The 23,069-nt window shown below is 61.5% G+C and carries 19 protein-coding genes; 8 read left to right on the top strand and 11 right to left on the bottom strand.

The annotated features are described in order from the left end of the window. Positions 1 to 193: 193 nt before the first annotated feature. A complete protein-coding gene (locus ACIO0C_RS25435) occupies positions 194 to 985 on the bottom strand; it encodes a hypothetical protein (protein WP_401316191.1) in 792 nt (263 codons plus the stop codon). A gap of 93 nt (positions 986 to 1,078) precedes the next feature. Next, positions 1,079 to 2,077 (bottom strand): alpha/beta hydrolase, encoded by a 999-nt coding sequence (locus ACIO0C_RS25430; RefSeq protein WP_401316189.1) that lies wholly within the window; start codon positions 2,075 to 2,077, stop codon positions 1,079 to 1,081. Positions 2,078 to 2,160: 83 nt separating this feature from the next. Between ACIO0C_RS25430 and aroC the strand changes: the two genes are divergently transcribed. From aroC to ACIO0C_RS25415, 3 genes are read left to right on the top strand one after another with little or no spacing between them, the layout of a single operon-like run. Then, complete coding sequence (aroC, locus tag ACIO0C_RS25425; protein ID WP_008057266.1) at positions 2,161 to 3,252, top strand: chorismate synthase; 1,092 nt, start codon at positions 2,161 to 2,163, stop codon at positions 3,250 to 3,252. 7 nt (positions 3,253 to 3,259) lie between these two features. After that, complete coding sequence (locus ACIO0C_RS25420) at positions 3,260 to 4,420, top strand: MFS transporter (RefSeq protein ID WP_401316185.1); 1,161 nt, start codon at positions 3,260 to 3,262, stop codon at positions 4,418 to 4,420. Positions 4,421 to 4,432: 12 nt separating this feature from the next. Beyond that, positions 4,433 to 4,978 carry an acireductone dioxygenase gene (locus ACIO0C_RS25415; protein ID WP_401316183.1) on the top strand — a complete coding sequence of 182 codons (546 nt, stop codon included), beginning with the start codon at positions 4,433 to 4,435 and terminating at the stop codon, positions 4,976 to 4,978. Between the two features lie 68 nt (positions 4,979 to 5,046). On the opposite strand, the gene ACIO0C_RS25410 is transcribed toward ACIO0C_RS25415, so the two are convergent. After that, on the bottom strand, positions 5,047 to 5,322 hold the full coding sequence (locus ACIO0C_RS25410; protein ID WP_401316180.1) for a DUF3509 domain-containing protein: 276 nt from the start codon (positions 5,320 to 5,322) through the stop codon (positions 5,047 to 5,049). A 344-nt stretch (positions 5,323 to 5,666) separates the two neighbouring features. On the opposite strand from ACIO0C_RS25410, the gene ACIO0C_RS25405 reads away from it, so the two are divergent. Beyond that, on the top strand, positions 5,667 to 7,505 hold the full coding sequence (locus tag ACIO0C_RS25405; protein WP_401316179.1) for a long-chain-acyl-CoA synthetase: 1,839 nt from the start codon (positions 5,667 to 5,669) through the stop codon (positions 7,503 to 7,505). A gap of 96 nt (positions 7,506 to 7,601) precedes the next feature. Beyond that, positions 7,602 to 8,120 carry an ankyrin repeat domain-containing protein gene (locus ACIO0C_RS25400; protein ID WP_008057258.1) on the top strand — a complete coding sequence of 173 codons (519 nt, stop codon included), beginning with the start codon at positions 7,602 to 7,604 and terminating at the stop codon, positions 8,118 to 8,120. A gap of 42 nt (positions 8,121 to 8,162) precedes the next feature. Here ACIO0C_RS25400 and ACIO0C_RS25395 read toward each other — a convergent pair whose 3' ends face one another. The 3 genes from ACIO0C_RS25395 to ACIO0C_RS25385 all read right to left on the bottom strand — a co-directional run bounded on the left by ACIO0C_RS25395 (position 8,163) and on the right by ACIO0C_RS25385 (position 11,819). After that, the gene (locus ACIO0C_RS25395) at positions 8,163 to 9,503 is read right to left on the bottom strand and encodes a phosphate ABC transporter substrate-binding/OmpA family protein (protein WP_401316177.1); all 1,341 of its coding nucleotides are present in this window, start codon (positions 9,501 to 9,503) and stop codon (positions 8,163 to 8,165) included. A gap of 174 nt (positions 9,504 to 9,677) precedes the next feature. Continuing rightward, positions 9,678 to 10,490 carry an exodeoxyribonuclease III gene (gene xthA, locus ACIO0C_RS25390; RefSeq protein WP_401316174.1) on the bottom strand — a complete coding sequence of 271 codons (813 nt, stop codon included), beginning with the start codon at positions 10,488 to 10,490 and terminating at the stop codon, positions 9,678 to 9,680. A gap of 309 nt (positions 10,491 to 10,799) precedes the next feature. Then, positions 10,800 to 11,819 (bottom strand): RHS repeat-associated core domain-containing protein, encoded by a 1,020-nt coding sequence (locus ACIO0C_RS25385; protein WP_401316171.1) that lies wholly within the window; start codon positions 11,817 to 11,819, stop codon positions 10,800 to 10,802. Positions 11,820 to 12,155: 336 nt separating this feature from the next. On the opposite strand from ACIO0C_RS25385, the gene ACIO0C_RS25380 reads away from it, so the two are divergent. From ACIO0C_RS25380 to ACIO0C_RS25370, 3 genes are all read left to right on the top strand, one after another. Continuing rightward, positions 12,156 to 12,806, top strand: coding sequence for an N-acetyltransferase (locus ACIO0C_RS25380; protein WP_008057251.1), 651 nt, complete (start codon positions 12,156 to 12,158; stop codon positions 12,804 to 12,806). A gap of 63 nt (positions 12,807 to 12,869) precedes the next feature. Then, positions 12,870 to 14,597 carry an autotransporter assembly complex family protein gene (locus ACIO0C_RS25375; RefSeq protein WP_401316169.1) on the top strand — a complete coding sequence of 576 codons (1,728 nt, stop codon included), beginning with the start codon at positions 12,870 to 12,872 and terminating at the stop codon, positions 14,595 to 14,597. Then, entirely contained in the window at positions 14,594 to 18,268 is a 3,675-nt protein-coding gene (locus ACIO0C_RS25370) for a translocation/assembly module TamB domain-containing protein (RefSeq protein ID WP_401316168.1), read from the top strand. The genes ACIO0C_RS25375 and ACIO0C_RS25370 overlap by 4 nt, the downstream gene beginning before the upstream one ends. A 43-nt stretch (positions 18,269 to 18,311) precedes the next feature. Here ACIO0C_RS25370 and ACIO0C_RS25365 read toward each other — a convergent pair whose 3' ends face one another. From ACIO0C_RS25365 to ACIO0C_RS25345, 5 genes are all read right to left on the bottom strand, one after another. Beyond that, positions 18,312 to 19,352 (bottom strand): ABC transporter substrate-binding protein, encoded by a 1,041-nt coding sequence (locus tag ACIO0C_RS25365; protein WP_401316165.1) that lies wholly within the window; start codon positions 19,350 to 19,352, stop codon positions 18,312 to 18,314. Between the two features lie 18 nt (positions 19,353 to 19,370). Then, positions 19,371 to 20,486: an NAD(P)/FAD-dependent oxidoreductase gene (locus ACIO0C_RS25360; protein ID WP_401316164.1), complete on the bottom strand. Its 1,116-nt coding sequence runs from the start codon at positions 20,484 to 20,486 to the stop codon at positions 19,371 to 19,373. Beyond that, complete coding sequence (locus ACIO0C_RS25355) at positions 20,483 to 21,838, bottom strand: FAD-dependent oxidoreductase (RefSeq protein WP_401316161.1); 1,356 nt, start codon at positions 21,836 to 21,838, stop codon at positions 20,483 to 20,485. Before ACIO0C_RS25355 ends, ACIO0C_RS25360 begins: the two co-directional genes overlap by 4 nt. 136 nt (positions 21,839 to 21,974) lie before the next feature. After that, positions 21,975 to 22,265 (bottom strand): (2Fe-2S)-binding protein, encoded by a 291-nt coding sequence (locus ACIO0C_RS25350; RefSeq protein WP_401316158.1) that lies wholly within the window; start codon positions 22,263 to 22,265, stop codon positions 21,975 to 21,977. 7 nt (positions 22,266 to 22,272) lie between these two features. Next, complete coding sequence (locus ACIO0C_RS25345; protein ID WP_401316155.1) at positions 22,273 to 23,067, bottom strand: ABC transporter permease; 795 nt, start codon at positions 23,065 to 23,067, stop codon at positions 22,273 to 22,275. Positions 23,068 to 23,069: the final 2 nt, after the last annotated feature.

Below are 23,069 nucleotides of genomic sequence, written 5' to 3'. Positions count from 1 at the left end.
AACTGAGGGATCGACGAAGGCAGGAGCGAGAAAAGCTGAAGGCTGCCCAAGGCAGCCTTCAGCTATGAAACATGTTTACCGGACACTAGTGACGCTCTGCGTGGGAATGCAGCCCGGGACGCTCTGCGTCCCATCCAGAGCCGAACGCGGAGCGTCCGTTGAGGTGTTCCCACGCAGAGCGTGGGAACGATCGTTACCGGTGCGTCGCAATCCAGATCAGCAACCCCGCCTGAAACACCGCGAACGCCACCAAACAGGTAATGGTGAAACGTAATCCGGCGTCTTCACGCTTGTATTTGCTGACCTTCTCTTCGTGTTTCTTCAGTTTGACTTCCTGCTCGGCCAGGTTCTGTTCGGCTTGCTGGAGCATCTGCGCCGCCTCGAGAATTTCCACGACCTGCAGTTTCTCGGTGTTCCAGTCGCCCAGCAAGTCACCGACCCTGACCTCCTTGACGCTGCCCTTCAAATGCTGGGCATCGGCATAGACCACATCGAAACCGTGCACCCGCAAAAAGTGATCGCGGCGCAGGCGCGTGTCTTCATTCAGGGCATCTTTATTGTTGAGGTCAATACCGTCGACGGTGTAGCCGGGCCAGCGCTTCTTCGCCCAGGTAATGCCCTGCGCCGCCATGAAACGACCGATACCACGGTTCAACGGTTCGACCTGCAGTCCGCTGTCCGGGCTGAAATGCACGCGTTTTTCGGCGTGATCGACCCACACGTCCAGAAGATTCTGTTCCTTGCGCACGCGCTGGCCGGGGAGGGAGACGCTCATGCGCATCAGGCTGCGCAGCTTGTCGTTGCGTTCGGCATAACCGAATTCGACAAAGCGCAGGGGTCGACTACCGGTATTACGATCAGTCTGCAACGGCGCCAGGCGGAGCATCTTGTGGTGCTCGACGTGAACGTCCGCCCAGGGCAGCTCAACCGCTGGCGGTACGTCTTTTTCAGCGGTGGTGTCGGGTGAAGTCTGGGTATCGGTCATAACGGCGAGATCCTGTCCAAGCTCAACGTGCCGCCAGCCAGTGCGCTGGCGACAAAGGCTTATCGGCCGTTTTCGACAAGACTGGAGGTTAAATTAACTGGAGCGAAGCCCGTCGATGAATCCGAGGATTCGCGCGCCCAGTTCCGCCGCCAGTGGCAAATTCGGATCCTTGTAGGAGGCCAGCTGGCGTTTGACGTCGTTGGGCACGATGCGCATGACGTGGTTCATGCCTTCGATCAGCGCCAGTTCCGCGTCCGGTTTGGCCGCCTTGAGCAACCGGGCGTCATTGACCCCGACCTGGATGTCATTGCTGCCCTGGATGATCAGCGCCGGCATTTTCAACTTCGCGAATGCCGCGGCAGGGTCCTGGCGGAACAGGGACATCAGGTACGGCTGCACACTCGGACGGAAGATCACCTGCAGTTGCGGTGGTACGTTGTCGTCGGTTTTCCCGGCCTTGAGGCTGTCGAGCAGCTCATTGCTGCGCAGCATCAGCGGGGGAGGCAGGCGATTGCCCAGTTGCTGGCGCAGGACCTGGTCGATCGGCCGGGCGCTGCCGGACATGGAAATCACCGCCGCCGCATCGACGCTCGGCGCCGCGAGGCTGGCGATCAAGGCCCCTTCGCTGTGGCCCAGCAGGATCAGCTGGCTGAAGCGCGGATCGGCCTTGAGTTTTCGGCCCCAGGCTTCAGTGTCGGCCACATAGGCCTCCACCGACAGGTTGCGTTCGTCAGGGGTGGACGCCAGGCTCGCCGCCACACCGCGCTTGTCGTAGCGCACGCTGGCGATGTTGTGTTTGGCCAGCACCCAGGCCAGGCGTTTGAGGCTGTCATTGCGCCCGCCTTCGGGGTTGTTACCGTCACGATCGGTCGGGCCGGAGCCGGAAATGATCAGGACCACCGGCACCGGCGTGTCGGATTTAGGCAGTAGCAACGAGCCGAAAAGCTCGCCGGTGCCGGTGTCCAGCGTGATCGGCCGTTGCAGGACAGTCGCCTGGGCGAATCCGGAAATCAGGGTAAGGCTCAAGGCTAGAACTCGCAGCATTGTCACGCCATCATCATCAAGGTGCCGGTTGGACTCGTACACACCCATAAGGTTCGAGGATGAACTAGTTGGATAGCCTGCGTATACTGGCGCGCATTACGTATTAAGGTTCATTTCACGGAGCGTCCTGCATGTCCGGCAATACCTACGGCAAGCTGTTCACTGTCACCACCGCTGGCGAAAGCCATGGCCCGGCGTTGGTCGCCATTGTCGATGGCTGCCCGCCGGGGCTGGAGATTTCCCTGGAGGATCTGCAGCGCGACTTGGATCGCCGCAAGCCCGGCACCAGCCGCCACACCACCCAGCGCCAGGAAGCCGACGAAGTCGAAATCCTCTCGGGTGTGTTCGAAGGTCGCACCACCGGCTGCGCCATCGGCCTGCTGATCCGCAACACCGACCAGAAGTCCAAGGACTACTCGGCGATCAAGGACTTGTTCCGTCCGGCCCATGCCGACTACACCTACCACCACAAGTACGGCGAGCGCGACTATCGTGGCGGCGGCCGCAGCTCGGCCCGGGAAACCGCGATGCGCGTGGCTGCCGGCGCGATTGCCAAGAAGTACCTGGCGACCCAGGGCATTGTCATTCGCGGCTACATGAGCCAGCTCGGCCCGATCGAAATTCCGTTCAAGACCTGGGATTCGGTGGAGCAGAACGCGTTTTTCAGCCCTGACCCGGACAAAGTGCCGGAGTTGGAAGCCTATATGGACCAGTTGCGCCGTGACCAGGATTCTGTTGGCGCGAAGATCACCGTGGTCGCCGAAGGCGTGATGCCGGGCCTGGGCGAGCCGATTTTCGACCGTCTCGATGCGGAACTGGCCCACGCGCTGATGAGCATCAATGCGGTGAAAGGCGTGGAAATCGGCGCCGGTTTCGCCAGCGTCGCCCAGCGCGGCACCGAGCATCGCGATGAGATGACGCCGGAAGGTTTCCTCAGCAACAACGCTGGCGGCATTCTCGGCGGCATTTCTTCCGGTCAGCCGATCGTTGCCCACCTGGCATTGAAGCCAACGTCCAGTATCACCACGCCGGGCCGTTCCATCGATATCCATGGCAACCCGGTGGACGTCATCACCAAGGGCCGACACGACCCGTGCGTCGGCATCCGCGCCACGCCGATCGCCGAAGCGATGATGGCCATCGTGCTGATGGACCACTTGCTGCGTCACCGTGGCCAGAACGCCGATGTGCGTGTGAGCACGCCGGTGTTGGGCCAGATCTAAGCCAACGGTGACGGCGCTCCCGTACTGGCGGCTGTCCAGCTTTTATCTGTTCTATTTCGCCTTGCTCGGTTCGACAGCGCCTTTCCTGGCGCTGTACTTCGATCACCTGGGATTCTCCGCGGCGCGCATCGGCGAGCTGGTGGCGATCCCGATGCTGATGCGATGCGTGGCGCCGAACCTCTGGGGTTGGCTCGGCGACTACACCGGGCGACGGCTGGCCATCGTGCGCTTGGGCGCGGTGTGCACGTTACTCACGTTTTCGCTGATTTTCGTCAGCAAGACCTATGCCTGGCTGGCGATGGTCATGGCCTTGCACGCGTTCTTCTGGCACGCGGTGCTGCCGCAGTTCGAAGTCATCACCCTGGCGCACCTGCAAGGCCAGGCCGCCCGCTACAGCCAGATTCGCCTGTGGGGCTCGATCGGCTTCATCATCACGGTGGTCGCGCTTGGGCGCCTGTTCGAATGGCTCAGCCTGGACATTTACCCCGCAGCGCTGGTGCTGATCATGGCCGCGATTGTGCTCAGCAGCTTGTGGGTACCGAACGCCCAACCGGTCCAGGGCGAGCGATTGACCGGCGAAGGTTTCCTCGCGCAACTGCGCAGCCCCGGGGTGTTGGCGTTCTACGCCTGTGTGGCGCTGATGCAGATGAGCCACGGTCCCTATTACACCTTTCTCACCCTGCACCTTGAGCGACTGGGCTACAGCCGGGGCGTGATCGGCATGCTCTGGGCCGTTGGCGTGGTCGCTGAAGTGCTGATGTTCATGGCCATGAGCCGGATCCTCGCGCGGTTCTCGGTACGGCGCGTGTTGCTGGCGAGTTTTCTGCTGGCGGCGTTGCGTTGGCTGTTACTCGGTTCGCTGGCCGAATTTCTCTGGGTGTTGTTGTTTGCCCAGGTGCTGCACGCCGCGACGTTCGGCAGCTTTCACGCCGCGGCCATCCAGTTCGTGCAGCGCAGCTTCGGCCCACGCCAGCAAGGGCAGGGCCAGGCGTTGTACGCCGCACTGGCCGGCACCGGTGGCGCAATGGGCGCGTTGTATTCCGGTTACAGCTGGACGGCCCTTGGCGCGCCCTTAACCTTTAGTATTGCCAGCCTCGCAGCGCTGGCGGCAGCCGTTATCATTGCCACACGAATGCAAGAGGACACGCGCTCCCTCTTGAACCCTTAAGGAGTTGTCCTGATGAGCAGCCTGTCCGTTTATCACGTTTCCAGTCCCGACGTACCTAACAAGGTGCTGACTCATTTCGAAGATATTGCCTCGACCCTCGCCGAGCAGGGCGTACGTTTCGACCGCTGGCAGGCCACGGCGAAGATCCGCCCCGGTGCCAGCCACGAAGACGTCATCAGCGCCTGCCAGGCGCCCATCGATACGCAGATGACCGGGCACGGTTTGCGCGCGCTCGATGTGATCAGCCTCGACCGCGATCACCCGCAGAAGGAGTCGATACGCGCGAGCTTCTTTGCCGAGCACCGCCAGGACGAAGCCGAAGTTTTGCTGTTCGCCGCGGGCAGTGCGTTGTTGTCGGTGCACATCAACGATTACGTCTACGCCGTGCTGTGCGAGAAAGGCGACCTGATTGTGCTGCCAGCAGGTACCCGGCAGTGGCTGGACATCGGCGAGCAGCCCTATGTGGTCGCGATCCGTCTGTCCAGCAACCAGCCTTGGGTGGCCCGTTTCACCGGCGACGACGGTGCTGCTCGATTCCCGGGGATGGATGACTGCTGAACAGTCCACACAACTCAGGCCGTGAAGCGCAAGCTTGCACGGCCTGATGGTTTACTGCGGCGCGACACTTACAGCGAATGATAGGTCGGCAGGGCAAAGCGCTGCTGGCTTTGCAGCAGGGAGATTTGCGGCAATTCGCTGGCCTGTTCCGCCAGATCGCGGCGAATGGCGCTGATGACCCACGACAGTTGGTCGCCATTGTGCAGCTGCTGGTAGGAGATCGAGCGTTTGAATTCCTTACCTTCGCTGCGCAGAGTGAGCAGGATGCCGCCGTCAGGTCGATCCTGGGTGGTCACGTCGAAGTTGGAGAACAAGGAGGAAAATTTTTCTTGGATCAGGCTCATGTCTGTCAGCTCCGTTAGCTCTTGAATGGCAAGCATGGGGAGACTGTTGCAGTGATTGTGCCAGTATTCCTGTTTCTAAAATCTTCATGTAAAACAATGACATATAAATTTTGACGATTTTCGCTTTCGTGCAATCTGCATGAATGGCTATCGTGCATCCTGCATTTTGCGTGGTCGTCGGCGTTTCGATGGAACCATTTCGCGTATGCGCGCTCACGATTTCAAACGTGGGTGTCGCGGATACAAAACATTTCAAAAACCGCGTGTACAGCTGCAGAACCGTTGACGTATTTTCGGGGTCGATCAACGCCGCCCGACAATAAGAAGAGCCCACGGGAACAGCCATGAGCCGCACGCAGCACGACACGATCACCTGGGGCATGATGCTCCGCAAGCTGCCTTCCATTGCCAAGGCCATTGTGCGTGTGGTCAAGGGCAGGAGGGTCGCCAACGTCAAGGATCCGACCCAAGCGTGTGGCCTGGGCTGGAGTTTCGAACAGGCGACCCTGCGTAACCCCGAAGGCCCGGCCTTGCTGTACGGCGAGGTGCTGCTGACTTACGCCCAGGTCAACCGCTGGGCCAATCGCATCGCCCACCACCTGATTGAGCAAGGCATCGGCAAGGGCGACGTGGTGGCGGTCTTCATCGAGAACCGCCCGGAACTGCTGGTGACCCTCCTGGCGGTGGCCAAGGTCGGCGCCATCAGTGCGTTGCTCAATACCTCGCAAACCCGCGATACCCTGGTCCATAGCCTGAACCTGGTGACACCCTCAGCCATAGTCGTCGGCGCGGAATTGGTGCCGGCCTACCTGGCGGTGCGCGAGAGGGGATCGATCGAGAGGGCGCGTACCTGGTTCGTCGCCGATCAGGACACCTACAGCCACCCCGGCATCGCGCCCGACGGCTTCGTCAACCTGATGACGGCCAGCGTCGACGCCTGCAGTGACAACCCCGCCAGCAGTCAGCAGGTCTTTTTCGACGATCCCTGTTTCTACATCTATACCTCGGGCACCACCGGGTTGCCCAAGGCTGGGGTTCTCAAGCACGGGCGCTGGATGCGCAGTTGCGCAAGCTTCGGCATGATCGCGCTGGATATGCGCCCCGAGGACATCGTCTACTGCACGTTGCCGCTGTATCACGCCACCGGCTTGTGCGTGTGCTGGGGCTCGGCCATCAGCGGGGCCTCGGGATTCGCCATCCGCCGCAAGTTCAGCGCCAGCCAGTTCTGGAACGATGTGCGCAAGTACCGGGCGACCACCCTGGGCTACGTCGGCGAATTGTGCCGCTACCTGGTCGACCAGCCACCCAGTGCCGACGACAGCCAGCATGGCGTGACCAAGATGATCGGCAACGGTTTGCGTCCCGGGGCATGGGGCGAATTCAAGACGCGTTTTGCGGTCGGGCATATCTGCGAGCTGTATGCCGCCAGTGACGGCAATATCGGCTTCACCAACATCCTCAATTTCGACAATACCGTGGGTTTTTCCCTGATGTCCTGGGAACTGGCGGCCTATGACCACGACAGCGGTGCGCCGATCCGTGGCGCCAATGGTTTCATGCGCAAGGTCGGCAAGGGCGAGCAGGGGCTACTGCTGGCCAGGATCGACGACAAGGCACCGCTCGATGGTTACACCGACCCGTGCACGACCGAAAAAGTCGTGCTGCACGACGTGTTCGTCAAGGGCGATCGCTACCTCAACACCGGTGACCTGTTGCGCAACATCGGCTTCGGTCATGCGCAGTTTGTCGATCGCCTGGGCGACACCTTCCGCTGGAAGGGGGAAAACGTGTCGACCACCGAGGTCGAGAACATCCTGCTGCAGCACCCGAACATTTGCGAGGCCGTGGCCTATGGCGTGGAGGTGCGCAACACCAACGGCCGCGCCGGGATGGCCGCGATCACGCCCGCCGAATCCCTGGCGACCCTGGACTTCGGCGAGTTGCTGGCCTTCGCCCGGCAACACCTGCCGGCCTACGCGGTGCCGCTGTTCCTGCGGGTGAAAGTGAAAATGGACATCACCGGGACCTTCAAATATCAGAAGACCCGGCTCAAGGACGAAGCCTTCGACCCCGGCAAGACCGGCGATGACCCGATCTACGCCTGGCTGCCGGGCACCGAGACCTATGTGCAGGTCACCGGGCAGGTGCTGGCGGACATCCAGGGGGGCAAGCATCGTTATTGAAAAGGGCTATGGCCGCGAATCAGAAAAAACAAGTGACAGTGGCGAGTACCCTCGGGAAACTGTCGACTTTGCGAAAAACTGAAAGTGGAGCGTTCAATGTCAGACAAAAGCCGCCAGATGACCCCCGAAGAAGCCGCCGAGTTTGCCGAACAGGTCTTCAACAAGGCGCGTGAGGGTGATGCGGCCATGATGGCTGCGCTGCTGAGCAAGGGCCTGCCGCCGAACCTGCGCAATCACAAGGGTGACACCTTGCTGATGCTGGCCGCCTATCACGGCCACGTGGACACGGTAAAAGTCCTGCTCGAACATAAGGCGGATCCGGAAATCCGCAATGACAACGGTCAGAGTCCGATTGCCGGCGCGGCATTCAAGGGCGACCTGGCCGTGATCAAGGCCCTGGTCGAAGGGGGTGCGCAGGTCGAGGGCTCGTCATTCGACGGCCGCACCGCGTTGATGATGGCGGCGATGTTCAATCGCGTCGAAGTCGTCGACTACCTGATCGGCAAAGGTGCCGACCCGAAAGCCAAGGACGCCAACGGCATTACCGCGCTGGATGCCGCCAAGACCATGGGTGCCGTTGATACCGTCGCGCAACTGGAGAAACTGCTCGGCTGAAGTCGTTTCGGGCCAGGTCTGAACGACCTGGCCTGACAAAGCTCAGTAAACCCACACCTCGACCCGCCGATTGCGGATCCGCCCCTCATCCTCGCTATTGGCCGCCACCGGCATCTCGGCGCCGAAACCGCGAATGTCACGCAGCACCACGCCACTTTTCACCAGTTCGCGGCGCACCGCCATGGCCCGCAGCTTCGACAGCAGGTCGGCGCGTGCCGGATCGAGCTTGGCATCGCCGAACCCGACCAGCGTCACCTGGCGATCGGTCTTGCCGTGCTGCTTCATATAGTCGAGAACCCGTGACAGGTCCTGTCGGGCCTTGTTGTCCAGGCTGGCGCTGCCTTCTTCGAAGCGAAAGTTCACCGTCAGGCGCATGGCGTGGCGGCTCAGTGCCTGGTAGCCCTCAGGCATCAACGCATTCGGTGTAACCGCCATGGCCTGGATCGTCTGGGCGATGAAGCCGTTGGCCGCGACGATCGCCTGGCCCTGTCGACTTTGCGCGAAGGCCACCAGCGCTTCGGCCCAAGGGTTGTTGCGTTTGGGTGGCAGGTAAAAGAACAAACGCCGCGACAGTGGGTAGTCTTCCGTGGCAATCAGGCTGTTGAGCGGCAGCATGGCCATGGACTGGCCGTCGGCAATCGCCACGGCCTTGGCCGAGCGTACGTAGGGCAGGCCGATAAAGCCGATGCCGTGCGGATCCTGGCTGACGGCGTCGGACAATTGTTCGCTGGACTCGAAACGTTTTGCGCTGCCGCTCAGGGTTTTGCCATGACCACTGAGGACCAGCTCCCTGAAGGTGTCGTAGGTGCCGGACTGATCATCGCGCGCATAGAGATGGATAGCCCCGCCGTGGCCACCGAGCTCTTCCCAGGTTTTCACCTCACCACTGAAAATGCGCGCCAGTTGCACCGTGTCGAGTGTATTCAGCGGGTTTTGCGGATGCAGGATGATTGCCAGCCCGTCGATGGCGATGACTTGCTCGGCAGCGACGCTTTTCAGGTCGCCCAATGCTTGCAGGCTAACCAGCTCGCTGTCCTTGATCGGCCTGGAGGAGGCGGCGAGATCGGCACTTGCCGCTTTCAACGCAGTGAAGCCGGTACTGGAGCCGTGGGCGGCCAGCTCCACTTCGACCCGACGGCCTTCCACGGTTTCACCGACGATACGTGATTCGTTGGCCTTGTCCGTCGCTTCGCTGTGCACCTTGAGCAGACCCTGCTCGCGCATCAGACCCTCGATCAGCGCCGGCCCCAGCGCTGCGCCGATGGTGTTGGAGCCCTGGATACGCAACACCGGACCTTGCCCGGGAATCGGCAAGGCGCTGGCTGCTACCGACAGCGGCAGCCCGGCGCAGAGCATCAACAGCAACCACACGCGCAGCGACATGCCGGCACCTTTCAAGACCAAGGGAAGAGCCGGGAGAATAAGACAGAAAGATTTCCGAAAGATGACAGCCCTGTAGGGGCGAAGGCGGCCTTAAAGCTGACCTGGCTGTGGATGCATGCGCTTGACCTGATCGTTCCCACGCAGAGCGTGGGAACGATCATCAGGCGCGGTTTCTTAACTCAACTCCAACCAGATCGGCGCATGATCCGAAGGTTTTTCCATGCCGCGCAGTTCGTAGTCCACGCCCGCGTCCTTGATCCGTGGCAGCAGAGCGTGGGACGCCAGGATCAGGTCGATCCGCAGCCCGCGCTTGGGCTCGTCTTCGAATCCGCGGCTGCGGTAGTCGAACCAGCTGAAGCGATCGGCGACATCCGGGTTGAGGTGGCGGAAACTGTCCACCAGGCCCCAGTCTTTCAACCGGCCCATCCACTCGCGCTCTTCTGGCAGGAAGCTGCACTTACCGGTCTTCAGCCAGCGTTTCATGTTGTCCGGGCCGATGCCGATGTCGCAGTCTTCCGGGGAAATGTTCACGTCGCCCATCACCACCAGTGGCTGGTCGTTCTTGAACTGGCTTTCCAGCAGCGCCTGCAGGTCGCTGTAGAAGCGTTGCTTGGCCGGGAATTTGGTCGGGTGGTCGCGGCTTTCACCTTGGGGGAAGTAACCGTTCATGATGGTCACGGGCACGCCGTTGGCGTCGGCAAAGGTGCCCCAGATGAAGCGGCGCTGCGCGTCTTCTTCATCGGTGGCAAAGCCTTTGTGCAGGGCTAGCGGCTCTTGGCGCGAAAGCATGGCAACGCCGTAGTGACCCTTCTGCCCATGGAAATACACGTGGTAGCCCAGGGCCTTGATTTCATCGAGTGGAAACTGGTCGTCATGGACCTTGGTTTCCTGCAATCCGATCACATCGGGCTGATGCTTTTCGATCAGCGCCGCCAGCTGATGCGGGCGAGCGCGCAGCCCGTTGATGTTGAAGGAGACGATCTTCATGGTCGGCAGTCCTGGCAAAAGGGCGATGCTAGCTGACATGCCGGTGTGGGGCTAGCTGTTGGTGCGCACGCGTACCACTGTATGACCAAAACTTGCCCACAGGTAATCACCGCAAGTCCAGACGATCGAACGCTCAAGTCAGCGCAGCGTGTGAACTTGGCTCGCACGGCGAACACTAATTTTCTAGGAGGCAAGAGTATAAAATCCAAAGTCATGGATTTAAATCTATCCTTCCTCAAGCTCACTGCTTTTATTGTTGCTTATTTGTATTTCGATATTTTCTGAGTGGTGGTGAGTGTGCTCAGTCTATTACCAGTACTTTCGTAAATTTTGATGTTCAGGTGCGTTGCGAATAGTGGCTAGTGTGGTTTTGATGTCTCTGTTTATTTGTGCTTGATTGATAGTTGTCCATAATTTGTTGTGAATAAAATTTTTATTTGAATTTGGAGGGATGTCATATTCGAGCTCTGTTTGAGGCAGTGCTTTAATATTGTCAAGTGCGCCATTAAATGCTTCTTCGTATTTAGGGTGTATACGAATTTTTATGTATTTCAGTTGTTCTTCCGCATTGACTAAAGAACTTCTTCCGCTTTCCAGCTCGTGTACTGCTTCTCTCACGATTTTTTTCTGGCCTCTCTTGGAATGCTTGGCTAAGTCGACCGTATACTGGGCGTCCTTATTGAAAAGGATGGTGGCTTTGCCATTCGTAATCGTTACTTTGCCTGCGATGGCGTCACGTGCAATGACGTTTGCTCTATAAGTTGAAGTATTAATCTTTCCTATTCCAATAATTCGCAGGCTACCATCGGGGTCTATCCAGTTTATCGGATCATTCCCACAATACGCATAAGCATTAACCCCACCTTTCCCAAACGGACTCAACTTGTCCGGACTGTTAAACCGCATCAACACCGGATTGAACTGCCGATACCCATTGCCCAAATGATAATGCCCGGTCACCAAATCCGGCCGTTCACCGTTAAACCCGAGCAGGCTCAACAAACCGCTTGCGAGCGGGCGATGGCCATAAGGCGTATAGGCAATACGATGAGCCTGGGTCGAGTCCATCGCGTTCAACACTGAACGTTGGTGATCGGTTGCCAGCAGCGTGGTGTCCACCTTGTCGCCCCAACGATTTTGTTGCGCCAGCACGTGCTCATCTTGCTGGAAGATGCTGCGTTGCGCGGCGTTGTGGATTTCCGTGGCCAGACGGTCTTTGCAGAAAAAGCGCTGGAGTCCGGCCTGCCGGTCTGGCGTCCAGGTGATGGAGCGATCCAGCGCATCGTAGCGGTAGTGACACAATACTTTTTGAAGAGGTGTTGTTGTCATTGCCTGATCTCCGGGCAAGGCTCAAGAAACGGTCATGTGAGCATCGGCCAGTTTTCAGGTTCTGCCTACTATCAGAACTGCTAGTACGGTGGGTGTCAGGTCAGCGCTTTTCGCTTCGTCGCCAGCATTGGCGGGGCGCACTTCAGGACGCCTTCGCCGGCAAGCCTGGCTCCTACAGGTTGCGACTTGTTTAACTCAGCCGAAAGTTGGTCTATACCTTGGTAGACCCAGCAAAACCGCTGTTTTGCAACCAACAAGGAACTGTGCGCGCACCCAGAGGCTCGTACCAACAAGAGCGCCACCATTTTGAGCGGCGCCCCGGGGAGATTGTCCGTCATGCCCGAAACCTCCACCGCCATTGCCGATATCCACATGCTCGACAGTGGCTACTCTCGTGAGGCCCGCTCGCTGCTGTACCAGGCCTACCGCCACGAGCCGACGTTCAGCTACCTGTTCGAAGCCGAGCGTCCCGGCTATGAACAGCGGGTGCGTGCCACCGTGCGCGAGTTGGTCAAGCAACACTTTTTCCAGGAGTTACCGGCCATCGGCTTGCTGGTCAACGACCGGCTGATCGGCATTGCCCTGATCGCGCCACCGCAACGGCGCCTGGGCGTGACTGAAAGTTGGGCCTGGCGTTTGCGCATGGTGCTCAGTACCGGTTTTCGCTGCACCCGCCGTTACCTTGAATATCACGACGCCGTCGCTGCCTGCGTGCCGAACGACTCGGTGCACGTGTTGCCGTTGCTGGGGGTTCACCCACAATTCCAGGGCAAGCATTTTGGTGAGCAACTGTTACAGGCGGTGCACAACTGGTGCGCGGTGGATGAAAACTCCCAAGGCGTGATTCTCGACACCGGCAACCCTCGTTATCTCGACTTCTACAAGCGCCAGGGCTATGAGGAAATCGGCGAGGTGGCCGTGGGACCGATTCGCGAACATGTGTTTTTCCACGCCAATCCGCAGGTATTACATACAGCAACAGCTTGAGGTCGAACTTTCTGTGCAAGCCAGGCTCTATCACGCTCCACGCTCGTGATAGCATCCGCGCCTATGAAGTTTCCAGGAAGAATTACCAGTGGCGTGCTGATGCTGATTACCAGCTGCACGGCACTGGCGCAAAGTGAATTGGATGTGCGGATCAAACCGTCCAACGATGCACTGAAGGCCAATATAGAGGGCTATATCGGCAGTCTCGGCGATCGTGACGAAGAAGCCTTGCTGCGCTTCAGTCGTGGCGCCGAGGAACAGGCGCGCAAGGCCGCCCAGGCCTTGGGTTACTACCAGCCGCAAATCGACAGCGAGGTAAAGGCCGGCAAGACGCCGCGCCTGATACTGACCATCGAGCCCGGCGAGCCGGTGCGTTTGCGCAACATCACGATCCGCGTCGACGGCCCGGCCGCCAGCCTCAAAGCTTTTCGGGTGCCCAAAAGCAAGGCTCTGCAAACCGGTGCGGTCCTCAACCACGGTCAGTACGAGGACGCCAAGCGCCTGATCCAGAACCAGGCCTCGCGCTATGGCTTTTTCAGTGGCCACTTTACCCGCCAGAAGTTGTCGGTCGACCCGCGGGCCGGCGTGGCCGATATCGAGCTGATCTACGACAGTGGCCCGCGCTACTCGCTGGGCAAGGTCAGTTTCGAAGGCGACACGCCGTTCGACGAAGACCTGCTGCAACGCATGGTGCCGTTCAAGGCCGGTACGCCGTATGACTCCGAACTGATCGCCGAGCTCAACCAGGCGCTGCAATCGAGCGGTTATTTCGAAGGCGTGCGGGTCGACGCGGCGCCGACCGCGTCCAAGGACGATGTGATCCCGGTGGACGTCAAGCTCGAAACCCGCAAGCCACGGACCATGGGCCTGGGCCTGGGTTATTCCACCGACGTCGGCCCACGGGTCAAGGCGAACTGGACCCGGCACTGGGTCAATCCCCAGGGGCACAGCTATGGCTGGGAGACCGAAATCTCGGCGCCACGGCAAAACGTCGGGTTGTTCTACGACATTCCCCTGGACCCGCCGCTGACCGACAAACTGCGCTTCGCCGGTGGTTACCAGAAGGAAGAAATCGCCGACAAGGACAGCCTCAGCAAGTTGCTGACCGTCGGCCCTGAGTGGCACAGCAAGTTGCCCAGCGGCTGGCAACGGGTGGTTTCGCTCAAGTGGCAGCACGAGGAATACCGCCTCGGCGACGACTCCGGCCTCAGTACGCTACTGATGCCCGGTGTGAGCTATTCGTACCTCAAGAGCGACAACCGCATCGACCCGCACAACGGTTATCGCCTGCAGTTCGAAAGCAAGGTCGCCAAGGAAGGCCTGGGGTCCGATAACAACCTGCTGTACGGCACCGCGCTGGTCAAAGGCCTGACCACGGTGTTCGACAAGCACCGCTTGCTCGGTCGGGTGCAGGTCGGCGGCAGTGCCACCAACGGCTACAAGTCGATACCGCCGTCGTTGCGCTTCTTCGCCGGTGGTGACCAGAGTGTGCGCGGCTACGACTATCAGAGCCTGTCCCCGGAAAACAATCAGGGTGACCGCATTGGTGGGCGCTACATGGTCACCGCCAGCGCCGAATACCAGTATTCCGTTGCAGAAAAATGGCGTGTGGCGACCTTCGTCGACCAGGGCAACTCCTTTAATACACTTGAGCTGCCGAACCTCAAGACCGGTGTCGGTATCGGCGTGCGCTGGATCTCTCCGGTGGGGCCGATCCGCCTCGACCTGGCCCATGCGCTGGACGACGATGGCGGTATTCGATTGCACTTTTCCATGGGGCCTGAGCTTTGAAGCGTGGCTTGAAAATAACTCTGCTGGCCGTTATGGCGCTGTTGCTGCTGGTGGTCCTGATACTGACCACGGTGCTGGGCACGGCGACGGGCAGTCGCTGGGCGCTCGGGTTCGTGCCGGGCTTGAGCCTGGACAATTTCCAGGGTCGCCTGGGCGGACAGTGGAGCGCCGACCATGTGCTGTGGCAGCAAGACACCAGTCGGGTCGAACTCGATAAAGTCATCTTCGCCTGGTCGCCGCTGTGCCTGACGCGCATGACCTTGTGCATCGAGCAATTGAAGGCTGATCGAGTGAGCCTGCAATTGCCGCCTGGCGAGGAGCAAGAGAGCAGTGGGCCGATCAGTCTTCCTGACTTGAAGCTGCCGCTGGTACTCGAGCTTGGGGATATCCAGGTTGGCAGCCTGCTGTTCAACGGCAGCGAACAACTCAAGGGCTTGCAACTGGCGGCGCACTGGACAGCCAATGGCTTGCAGATCGATTCGGTGCAATTGCAGCGCGATGAGCTGAGCCTGCACCTGTCTGGCCTGTTGCAACCGACCGGCAACTGGCCGCTCAAGGCCGAAGGCAAGCTGACCCTGCCCGCACCCGGCAGCGAGCCCTGGGCGCTGGCCCTGAAGGTCGACGGCGACCTGCTCAAGACGCTGAACCTGAAAGCCGACAGCAGCGGCTACCTCAATGGGCAACTGAGCGGCCAGCTGCAACCCTTGGTGGAAAACCTGCCGGCCATGCTGCGCATCACCGCTGACGGCTTCAAACCCAGCGCCGAGCTACCCGACACCCTGACACTCAATCAGCTTGAACTGACGGGCGCCGGTGACTTGAAAAACGGTTATCAGTTAATCGGCAAGGCCACGCTGCCGGCCGAACAAGGCCCGGTCGCGCTGGCGCTGCAAGGCAAGGTCGACGCCAACGGCGCGCAGATCGCCGCGCTGGACCTGACCGCCAGCGACCAGCAAAGCCTCAAGCTCACCGGGCAACTGGACTGGAGCAAGGGCCTGAGCGCTGATGCCAAAGTCGCCTGGCTGGATTTCCCGTGGCACCGTCTCTACCCGCTGATCGACGAACCACAAGTGGCCCTGCGCAGCTTCAATGGTGATGTCTCCTACACCGACGGCAAATACCTGGGGCACTTCGACGCCGCGCTGGATGGCCCGGCCGGGGCGTTCAGCCTGACCAGCCCGTTCGCTGGCGACCTGACGAAAATCTACCTGCAACAGATCCAGCTCGTCGCCGGGCAGGGCAAGGCCGAAGGGCACCTGAACCTGCAGTTCGCCGACGGCATCGCCTGGGACACCGCGCTGGATCTTTCCGCGATCGATCCGGCGTACTGGGTTGCGGAATTGCCGGGCACCCTGGCCGGACCGTTGCGCAGTAAAGGCGAGATGAAAAACGAAAAACTCAGCCTGAGCGCCGACCTGGACCTGAAGGGCAAGCTGCGCGGCCAACCGGCTGTCCTGCAAGCCAAGGCCGATGGCAGTGGCGAGCAATGGAATCTGAACGCCCTGCAGATCCGCCTCGGCGACAACAGCATCAACGGCAAGGGCAGTTTGCAACAAAAACTCACCGGGCAGATCGACATCAAGCTGCTGCGCCTGGCCCAGCTCTGGCCGCAATTGCGCGGCCAGGTCAATGGCCGGGTCGATGTCGCCGGCACGCTCAAGGCACCGCAAGGCAAGCTCGGGCTGCAAGGCACGCAACTGGCTTTCCAGGATAATCGCCTGCAAAGCCTGAACCTGGACGCGACACTCGACAGCGCGCAACGAGCGAAAATCGACCTCAAGGGCAGCGGTATCCAGGCGGGCGATACCTCGCTGGGCACGCTGACTGCCAGTGGGCAGGGCGACATCAAGAACCAGAAGCTGAACCTCGACCTGCAGGGACCGAAGCTCAAACTCGCGCTCGGCCTCGACGGTGCGTTGGATAAAGGCAACTGGCGCGGGCGCCTGGCCAGCGGCGACATCCAGGCCGGTGGCCAGGACTGGAAGCTGCAGGGGCCGGCGAAGCTGGAACGCCTGGCGGACGGCAAAATCAATTTCGGCGCCCATTGCTGGGCGTCTGGCCCGGCCAGTTTGTGCGGTGAGGACCAGCGCCTGATGCCCGAGCCGAAGCTGCGTTATCACCTCAAGCAATTCCCCATCGACAGCCTCGCCCAGTGGTTGCCCAAGGATTTCGCCTGGCAGGGCCGGCTCAACGCCGACGTGCAGCTGGACTTGCCGGCCAGCGGCCCGAACGGCGTGATCAGCATCGATGCCAGCGGCGGCACGTTGCGCGTGCGCGAGAAAGATCAGTGGCTGGACTTCCCCTACCAGACCCTCAAACTCACCAGCCAGCTGACGCCCAAGCGCATCGATAGCGAGCTGAATTTCGTCGGCGGCAAGCTCGGCGAATTGAACGTGCAGGCTCAGCTCAACCCGTTGCCGAAGAACAAGCCGTTGACCGGTACGTTCCGCTTGAATGGCCTGGACGTGTCGGTGGTGCGGCCGTTTGTGCCCATGGTCGAGAAACTGTCCGGTCGCTTGAATGGCAGCGGCACGATTGCCGGTGGCCTGCTGGCACCCCAGGTCAATGGCAATCTGTTGCTCAGCGACGGCGAGGTTTCCGGCGCCGAGTTGCCAATGGAGATTCAAGCGTTGCAATTGCAGGCGCTGATCGCCGGTGAATCCGTGCAGCTCGACGGCGGCTGGAAAAGTGGCAAGACCGGGCAGGGCAGCCTCAACGGCAACATCGCCTGGGGCCAGGCGCTGGTGGTGGACCTGGCGCTCAAGGGCTCGCAGTTGCCGGTCAGCGTCGAACCTTACGCGAAGGTCGAAGTGGCCCCGGACCTGAAAATCTCGATGAAGGGCGATGAACTGGCCGTCGCCGGCAAAGTGCGGGTGCCCAAGGGGGCCATCACCATTCGAGAGTTGCCGCCATCGACGGTCAAGGTATCCGATGACACGGTGATCGTCGGGCAGCAAACCGAGGAGGGCAAACCACCCCTGGCGATGAAAATGGACATCGATGTGGTGGTCGGCGAAGACAAGCTGAGCTTTGCCGGGTTTGGCCTGACGGCCAATGTGCAGGGGCACGTGCACATCGGCGACAACATGGACACCCGCGGTGAGCTATGGCTCAACGACGGCCGGTACCGCGCCTACGGCCAGCGGCTTACGGTGCGTCGGGCGCGGTTGCTGTTCGCAGGTCCCCTCGACCAGCCGTACCTGGACATCGAGGCTATCCGCCAGACCGACGATGTGATCGCCGGCATCCGCTTGAGTGGCAGCGCCGAGCAACCGACCACGCAGATTTTCTCGGAACCGGCCCTGGCCCAGGAACAGGCGTTGTCCTATCTGGTGCTGGGGCGTCCGCTGAGTACCAACGGTGAAGACAACAACATGCTCGCCCAGGCCGCGCTCGGCCTGGGCTTGATGGGCAGCTCGGGCGTGACCGGCGGCCTGGCGAAGAACCTGGGCATCGATGATTTCCAGCTCGACACCGAGGGCAGTGGCAACGCCACCAGCGTGGTCGCCAGCGGCAACCTTTCGGAGAAGCTCAGCCTGCGTTATGGCGTCGGAGTGTTCGAACCGGCCAACACCATTGCCTTGCGCTACAAGCTGAGCAAAAAGGTCTACCTTGAAGCCGCCGGTGGCGTGGCCAGTTCGTTGGATATCTTTTATAAGCGGGATTTCTGAGCCCTGCGGCAGCTCCGACGGGGTTTTGCGTTGGGTCGGATGGCTATCGTTCGATGCTCCTGTTCCAGCGGGCATTCCATGCCGGGCGCTGTTCGTTGACCTGGTCCCAGTCCACCGCGATCGCCGTTTCCAGGTACTGCTTCATCGCTTCGACCTGGCCACGGGTGCGGTCGGTGGTCGGGGTATTGGGGTTGGAAGGAATCTGGTCGCCGTCCTCAAGCGCAGTGGCCTGAGCCTGGGGTGTCAGCAGGAACGCGGCGAGTTTCTGCGCCAGCTCCGGTTGGGTGTTGCCGGCGATGGCGCATTCGGCCACGTTGAGCACCACCGCGCCTTCCTTCGGTTGCGCATATTCCACCGGCATGCCCTTGAGCTTCAGGGCTGTGACCTGGGTCGGCGTCAGCGGGAACAGCGCCGCTTCGTCAGTCTGCAGCATTTCAGAGATCTTCGCCGAGCTTGGAATGTACTCCAGCACGTTTCGCCCGACGGTGTTCGGCCAGGCCTTGAAGCCGGGGTCGACGTCGGTTTCGCTGCCGCCCTGAATCCGGTTGAACATCAGGAAGCCATGCAGGCCGAAGGTGGAGGAGGCCATCGACTGGAACACCAGTTTGTCCTTGAAACGCGGATCGGCCATGTCCATCCAGGAGGTTGGCGCACTCCAGCCTTTGTCCTTGAACAGGCGCGTGTTGTAGGCCAGCCCGGTGACGCCGAGACTGACGGCCACCGCCTGGTCCTTGATCCGGCCCTTGGCCGGGATCTGCGCCAGGGTCGGGCTGTCCTCGAGCTTGTCGCACAGGCCCATGGCGATGGCGCGGTACATGATGCCGTCGTCGAGGAACATCACGTGCATCTGTGGGTTGCCCTTGCTGGCCTGGACCTTGGCCAGGATATCGGCGGAGGTGCCCGGCACGATGACCACTTTCACGTTGTTGGCCTTCTCGAAGGCCGGCAGCACCTTGTCGGCGTAGAGCCGCTCCATGGTGCCACCATTCATGCCCAGGTAAAGCGTCTGCTCGGCATGGACCTGGGTCACCGTGAGCAGGGCGCCCAGGCAGGAGAACAGTGCACTGCGTTTGACGTTATTCATTGGCGCGACCTTCCTCTATCAAGCTACGGAGATGGAGTGAAAACGGGTGATGGAAAACGCATCCAGCGGCGTCTTTGACGCGCCGCTACAGATGATCTCGGTGAGCGCCTGGCCCACCGCCGGGCCGATCTGAAAACCGGCGCCGGCAAAGCCGAACGCATGCAACAGACCTGGCTGGGTACGGCTGTGCCCGATCACCGGTTGGCGATCGGGCAGGTAACCTTCAGTGCCGCTCCAGGTGCGAATCGCCTGGGCGCCCTCAAGAAACGGGTAGAGTTCGACGGCCTGGCGCAGGATCTCAAGTACGGCGCCTTGACCGGGGCGGGCGCGGGCCTCGTCAAGGGCAAAGCCCTGGCCGCCACCCAGCACGCAATTACCGCGCGCCACCTGACGCGCATAGATGCCGCCGCCCTCGACGCCGGTGCTGGCATCCATCACCAGCGGCAAGGGCTCGGTGACCAGCATTGCCGGGTGCCCGGAGTGCATCGGCACCGGCTCGCCGAACTGCGCGGCCAGGCTGCCGGCCCAGGCCCCGGCGCAGTTCAACAGCCAGGGCGCGTGCAGCTCCAGACCGGTTTGTGTACGCACGCGAAAGCGCCGGCCGTCGTGGTCCACGGCGGTGACCGCGCATTGTTCATGCACCAGCGCGCCGTGGCGTCGAGCGGCCCGGGCGAATGCCGGGGAGACCAGCCGCGGGTTGGCGTGCCCGTCGTCGGGGCAATAAGAGGCGCCCACCGCAACATCGCCGACCCAGGGGAAACGTGCACGCAATGCCTTGCGGTCGAGTACCTGCAAGTCGAGGCCGAAGCCCTGGCTGCTGACTTCATAGTTTTGCAGGGCGCGTAAATCGTCGAGGCTGCGAGCGAGCTTGAGGTGGCCGCTGCGTTGGTACTCACCGTCGATGCCGATCAACTGTGGCAGTTGCGCCCAAATGGCGTGGGAACGTTGCGACAACGGCAACTGCGACAGTGGACGGCCCTGGCGACGTACGCCGCCGTAGTTGACACCGCTGGAATGCGACCCGCAAAAATCCCGTTCCAGCAGCGCCACACGGCGCCCGGCCTTGCCAAGAAACAGCGCCGCCGAAGCCCCGACGATGCCGCCGCCAATGATCACTGCATCGACTTCGATCATGCTTCCATCTCCAGGCCAAAAGGCAGCGGCTTGATGGGGGCCTGGGCCCGCAGCCGGCCGATGTCGGACACGGCGCGCTGGCTTTCACAGGCAATGATTTCCGCCGCCGCAGCACCACACATCCGCCCCTGGCAGCGACCCATGCCGACCCGGCAATGGGCCTTGACCCGATTGATTTCCCAGTGGCCCTCGCGCACCACCTGGCGAATATCGCCGGCGCGGACTTCTTCGCAGCGGCAGACCATGACGTCATCGGCGACATCCGCAGCCCAGTGTTCGGGAAAGGCAAAGGCGCGTTCCAGGCCCTGGCGGAAATCGCCGATGCGTTCCAGCGCCTGTTCAAGTTGTGCGGGCCGTTGCGAGGGAATCAGGTAGCCAATGTCTTCGAGCAACGCCAAGGCGGCGCGCTCACCGGCCATTTCCGCGGCGTCGGCGCCCATGATGCCTGCACCGTCACCGGCCAGGTACACCTCGGTAACACTGCTGCGGCCGGCCCGGTCCCGTTGTGGCAGCCAGGCGCGGTTGAGCGGGTTCCAGGCGAATTCGCAGCCGAGCAGGTCGGCGAGTTGGGTTTCACTGCGCAGGCCGTGGGCGAAGGCGATCGCGTCGCAGTCCAGTGGATATTGGCTTTTGGCGTTGGACCACGTCAGCGACTGCACACGTCGCTGGCCATCGATGCGATTCAAGGTCGCGCCCTGATGCACCGGGATGCCATGCGCGGTCAGCCAGCCTCGGTAATAGATGCCTTTGGCCAACGTGCCCGGTTGCGTCAGCAGGTCGGGCAGGGCGCGGGCCTGGGCGCTAAAGGGTGAGCTGTCGAGCACCGCGACCACGTTGGCGCCGGCCTTGGCGTATTGATAGGCGACCAGGTACAGCAGCGGACCACTGCCGGCGAACACCACGCGCTCACCGATGGCGCAGCCCTGGAACTTCAGCGCGATCTGCGCCGCGCCGAGGCTGTAGACGCCGGGCAGGGTCCAGCCCGGCACCGGCAGAACCCGGTCGGTGGCGCCGGTGGCGACGATCACCCGGGAAAACTCCAGCCGCGCGGCACGCCCGTCGCACAAGGTGTCGAGGGCACCGTCCTCGGCGTTCCACACCAGCGTTTCGGGGCGGTAATCGATCTGCTCGCGCAGTTCGTCGATGGTCTGGTGCAGAGCGCTGGCCTTGTGCGCTTCGAAGCCATACAACGTGACCGGCGAACGCTTGAAGTTGGCCGGCTGGCGCCGATAGATCTGCCCGCCACCGCGTGTGGATTCGTCCACCAGGACCGGACGCACACCGTGGGCGACCAGGGTTTGCGCGGCTCGAATACCGGCGGGGCCGGCGCCGATGATGACCACAGGCTTCATGCGCACCTCATGTGTGAACGACGCTGAACCCCTGTGGGAGCGAGCTTGCTCGCGATAGCGGTTTGTCTGCCACCACATCTGTTGAATGTTCCACCGTCATCGCGAGCAAGCTCGCTCCCACAGGTTTGATGTATGTTCATAGGGCGCGCCCCGGTTCGCGGCTGATGTGATGTCCCGCTTCAAGCAGGGTCGAACAGGCACGCACCCGACGACCATCCCCCAGCCGCACCCAGCAATCCTGGCAGGCGCCCATCAGGCAAAAGCCGGCGCGGGGTTCGGCGCTGAAGTCACTGCCGCGCAGGTGGTCGTCGCAGCTCAGCACCGCCGTCAACAGGGTGTCGCCGAGCAGGCCGCTGGCCGGTTGCCCGTCGAGGGTGAAGTCCAGGGCCGGGCGGTCGCCTTCGGCCAGTCGTTTCAGCAGAGCCATGGCGCCCTCATTGTTTGCCCACTAGAACCCGATCCAGGCCATAGACCCGGTCAAGCACAATCATGGTCACCGCGGTCAGTGCAATGACCAGCGCCGACACCGCCGCCATCATCGGATCGATCGATTCGGTGGCGTACACGTACATGCGCACCGGCAGGGTTTGCGTGGCCGGCGAGGTGACGAAGATCGACAGCGTGACTTCATCGAAACTGTTGATGAACGCCAGCAGCCAGCCACCGGCCACCCCCGGCAGGATCATCGGCAAGGTGATCTGGCGAAACAGCGTGAAACGCCCGGCCCCCAGGGATTGCGCGGCGTGTTCGGCGCTGCGGTCCAGGCCGATGGCCGAGGCCAGCACCAGGCGCAGCACGTACGGCGTGATCACCAGCACATGGGCGAAGATCAGCCAGGCGAAGCTGCCGTTGACCCCCAGCAAGGCGAACAGACGCAACAGCGCCACACCCAGCACCAGGTGCGGAATGATGATCGGCGACAGGAACAGGCCGTTGAGAAAGTCCCGGCCGGGAAATTCGAAACGGGTGATCGCCAGCGCCGCCGGCACCGCAACCAGGGTCGCCAGGGTCGCGGCGCTGAACGCCAGGATCAGGCTGTTGTAGAACGCATCGACAAAATCGGCGCGCTCGAACACCGCGCGGAACCAACGCAGGGAAAACTCGGTGGTGGGCAGGCTCAGGGTGTTCTCCGGGGTGAAGGCCACCAGGCACACCACCACCAGCGGGGCGAGCATGAACAGCACCACCAGGGTATGAAACAACAGGGCGAAAGGACCGTTCCTGGACATGG

Source organism: Pseudomonas sp. NPDC087336 (assembly GCF_044744285.1).
Classification (GTDB): domain Bacteria; phylum Pseudomonadota; class Gammaproteobacteria; order Pseudomonadales; family Pseudomonadaceae; genus Aquipseudomonas.
Note: the sequence above shows the minus strand (reverse complement) of the source record. Positions and strands in the feature narration are given on the sequence as shown.

Bases quoted from the DNA above. Each gene is read 5' to 3' on its own strand.
- ACIO0C_RS25435 (WP_401316191.1), bottom strand. From the start codon at position 985: ATGACCGATACCCAGACTTCACCCGACACCACCGCTGAAAAAGACGTA.
- ACIO0C_RS25430 (WP_401316189.1), bottom strand. From the start codon at position 2,077: ATGGGTGTGTACGAGTCCAACCGGCACCTTGATGATGATGGCGTGACA.
- aroC (WP_008057266.1), top strand. From the start codon at position 2,161: ATGTCCGGCAATACCTACGGCAAGCTGTTCACTGTCACCACCGCTGGC.
- ACIO0C_RS25415 (WP_401316183.1), top strand. From the start codon at position 4,433: ATGAGCAGCCTGTCCGTTTATCACGTTTCCAGTCCCGACGTACCTAAC.
- ACIO0C_RS25410 (WP_401316180.1), bottom strand. From the start codon at position 5,322: ATGAGCCTGATCCAAGAAAAATTTTCCTCCTTGTTCTCCAACTTCGAC.
- ACIO0C_RS25405 (WP_401316179.1), top strand. From the start codon at position 5,667: ATGAGCCGCACGCAGCACGACACGATCACCTGGGGCATGATGCTCCGC.
- ACIO0C_RS25400 (WP_008057258.1), top strand. From the start codon at position 7,602: ATGTCAGACAAAAGCCGCCAGATGACCCCCGAAGAAGCCGCCGAGTTT.
- ACIO0C_RS25395 (WP_401316177.1), bottom strand. From the start codon at position 9,503: ATGTCGCTGCGCGTGTGGTTGCTGTTGATGCTCTGCGCCGGGCTGCCG.
- xthA (WP_401316174.1), bottom strand. From the start codon at position 10,490: ATGAAGATCGTCTCCTTCAACATCAACGGGCTGCGCGCTCGCCCGCAT.
- ACIO0C_RS25385 (WP_401316171.1), bottom strand. From the start codon at position 11,819: ATGACAACAACACCTCTTCAAAAAGTATTGTGTCACTACCGCTACGAT.
- ACIO0C_RS25380 (WP_008057251.1), top strand. From the start codon at position 12,156: ATGCCCGAAACCTCCACCGCCATTGCCGATATCCACATGCTCGACAGT.
- ACIO0C_RS25375 (WP_401316169.1), top strand. From the start codon at position 12,870: ATGAAGTTTCCAGGAAGAATTACCAGTGGCGTGCTGATGCTGATTACC.
- ACIO0C_RS25365 (WP_401316165.1), bottom strand. From the start codon at position 19,352: ATGAATAACGTCAAACGCAGTGCACTGTTCTCCTGCCTGGGCGCCCTG.
- ACIO0C_RS25360 (WP_401316164.1), bottom strand. From the start codon at position 20,486: ATGATCGAAGTCGATGCAGTGATCATTGGCGGCGGCATCGTCGGGGCT.
- ACIO0C_RS25355 (WP_401316161.1), bottom strand. From the start codon at position 21,838: ATGAAGCCTGTGGTCATCATCGGCGCCGGCCCCGCCGGTATTCGAGCC.
- ACIO0C_RS25350 (WP_401316158.1), bottom strand. From the start codon at position 22,265: ATGGCTCTGCTGAAACGACTGGCCGAAGGCGACCGCCCGGCCCTGGAC.
- ACIO0C_RS25345 (WP_401316155.1), bottom strand. From the start codon at position 23,067: ATGTCCAGGAACGGTCCTTTCGCCCTGTTGTTTCATACCCTGGTGGTG.